This is a genomic window from Rhodopirellula maiorica SM1 (genome assembly GCF_000346295.1).
GTDB classification, from domain to species: Bacteria; Planctomycetota; Planctomycetia; order Pirellulales; family Pirellulaceae; genus Novipirellula; species Novipirellula maiorica.
In genome coordinates this window covers 1-2,504 of sequence record NZ_ANOG01000104.1, presented here as the reverse complement: position 1 = coordinate 2,504, position 2,504 = coordinate 1, and the positions used below count along the sequence as shown (strand labels likewise).

4 protein-coding genes are annotated in these 2,504 nt (G+C 52.8%); all 4 read left to right on the top strand.

Translation table 11 applies throughout. The features are described from left to right. Positions 1-344 precede the first annotated feature (344 nt). Entirely contained in the window at positions 345-707 is a 363-nt protein-coding gene (locus tag RMSM_RS03025; protein WP_008691382.1) for a hypothetical protein, read from the top strand. A gap of 827 nt (positions 708-1,534) precedes the next feature. Then, a complete protein-coding gene (locus RMSM_RS40610; RefSeq protein ID WP_160168212.1) occupies positions 1,535-1,681 on the top strand; it encodes a hypothetical protein in 147 nt (48 codons plus the stop codon). Between the two features lie 42 nt (positions 1,682-1,723). After that, on the top strand, positions 1,724-2,197 hold the full coding sequence (locus RMSM_RS03010) for an NAD(+) diphosphatase (protein WP_144057334.1): 474 nt from the start codon (positions 1,724-1,726) through the stop codon (positions 2,195-2,197). Between the two features lie 71 nt (positions 2,198-2,268). Beyond that, positions 2,269-2,504, top strand: a 236-nt coding sequence (locus tag RMSM_RS42285; protein ID WP_236621978.1) for a hypothetical protein, incomplete at its 3' end; no start/stop codon positions are given.

Sequence of the window (2,504 nt, the reverse complement as noted above, 5' to 3'; positions counted from 1 at the left end):
GTTTCTGACAGGAAAATGATGAGGGCAGGAAGATCGGATGCCGCGAATGATCCTGTTTTCCTTATTTTCCTGCCCATTATGAACGGTTCGGCAATAAGTTCGTCGTTAGGATTTTGTTACCAATCATTTGAGGCACTGGATTTCCCCTGGCGATTCCGATCGAGTACATTGGCGATCAGCGACGAGGGCATGGACCGTCGTCATGAGCGGACGCTCGAACTAGGTGGTGTATCGCGGTCGGCGAATTTAATTTGTATTTGAGATCATGTCACTCGTGCCGACGCGGTGACCACCGATGTTATTCGACTGAAATCCTTGCTGTCTACAACACGACGTTTACGTACATGACATTTCGCTTTCCTGGATGGGGCATCGGGTGGTTCACTCCGCTGCTTGCACTCTTCGCACCCGTTGTTGCCTACGGATCGTTTGTTGACGGCTCAAGTGGATTTGGCGTTTTCTGGCTTTCGGTTGGGCTGTTCGCTGCGCTTACTTGGTTCCAACAGCGCTGGGCGGCAATTCCGCTCATCATCTACTTTCTAATTGCGTTGACCGGGATTGCAATATCATTCGCCGCGACTGGTTTCTCGGTTTCACTTCTCGGCAAACTGGTATTCTCTTGCAGCGGCATCTACGAACTCATAGTTTGGTATCGTTCTCCACGTGATGAATTGATTGGTGACTTGGTTCCGGAAGATTTACCGTGACAACGCATCTGCAATCGCATGCCACGGATCTGCATGGCATGCACACGGAGCGGGGCTTGCGGCCGGATTCGAAATTAACAATCTTTCGTCGCCACCCGGTGACGGTTACCGTTCGCCGGCTTCTTTCGATAGCATTCGTCTATTGAACGACTCCGGTGGCTCTTGTGGTGACGCTAGATGGCAGGAAAATGTTGGCAGGAAAATCTCATCATCTTCCTGCCAACATTTTCCTGCCATATTGGACGCCCTATCAATGCTTCAAAGCATCCGTCGGCTGCGATTGACCGACGCCTGTCGATTCGAGCACGAGTACCGCGGTGCTGAGTACGAGTGCGATCCAAGACAAACCGACGGCTGAATGGCCGACTGCTGATTGGGGCAGTGGATTTCCCCTGCGATTCCGATCGAGTACATTGGCGATCAGCGACGAGGGCATGGGCCGTCGTCGTGAGCGGACGCTCGAACCAGGTGGTGCTTCGCGGTCGGCGAATTTAATTTGTATTTGAGATCATGTTACTCGTACCGACGTGGCGACCACCGGTGTTATTCGACGGAAGGGACATTAGCATGATGAACGCACAACCCATGGCGAATGATCGGCTATGAACCGTTTCCGCTGGTTCCTTTTAGTAACCGTTGTTTTGCTCGCATCCGTTCCGGTGCTGCTATCGCTTGTTCCCATCAGCGGCGGTTCAACATTTGATTCGCCTGACGGCAGATTCCGCCTTAGTACTTGTTCGAGACTTAGCGACGCCCGCGGTGGGAAATACACCGTAGAATTGTTTTCCAAAAACTCAACACGCCCCATCCGATCGATTTCCGTTCGCGTGGCACCAACTGAAAAAACACCGGTAATGCGTGGACGCTGCAATGCCAATTGGGATATGACTGCCGGCACAGTTGACCTGTTGGTCGACGACCGAGCTGAACTGCGGCTATACTTCACACCAGACAAATCCGCTGGCCCCGACTGAAGTGCTTCCCTTGGTATGAGGTACACACCGTCGCAAGCCGCCATGTTTCTGATGACGCACGGTGCGCTTCCAATGCTCACGTACGACACTTTGGCTGAGGGAATCACCCGCGGGCGGCAACGCCTTGTCGAATTGACACACCAGGATTTCTGTTTTGACCTCAAGGCGTGGCACGATCGCCTCGCACGTACGAAATCCTACAACTACCGTTCCATCGAGCGTCCGGGCGTCTATCCAAAATCATTGCTCGATGTACTGCACGATCCAGATTGGATCGCTGCGGTTGAATTTGCGGAACAAACTCAACTGTTTGACAAACTCGTGGCTGACGACGCGAAGATGCGACAGGCAACGGCGGATGCTGAACGTAGATGGGCTGGGCGAGATCGATTTTGTCCGAAATGTGGTGCAACGTTTCATTCTGTTGGTGACCGCGGGCAGTGCCCTGTGTGTTACCATACGTTCTTTGTGTCTCATCCAGACGGCGACCCGGACTGGTGGCGCGATGATGGGTAACCCTCGTATGCAACGGAAGTCCGGTGGTCAATTTTCAGGAATGGTGGCGTTAGCGATTAGATGTGCTGACTATGTTCTCAATGTTATTGCGAGACCGAGAGGAACGTGTCGTTGCCCCGTCCACGGGTGATCTTGAGCGTTTTCTGTCCCGCATGTCATTCGAACCCGACTACTTCCTTGACGTTGATGGTGATGCAGGCATGGATGGCGGCATCACATTGCATGGCGCAACTGATGGAATAGCACTAATCGGATCAGAGGACTCATTACGCGGTTGCTTCGCGTTTCTGTTTGTCGATCCATGCAG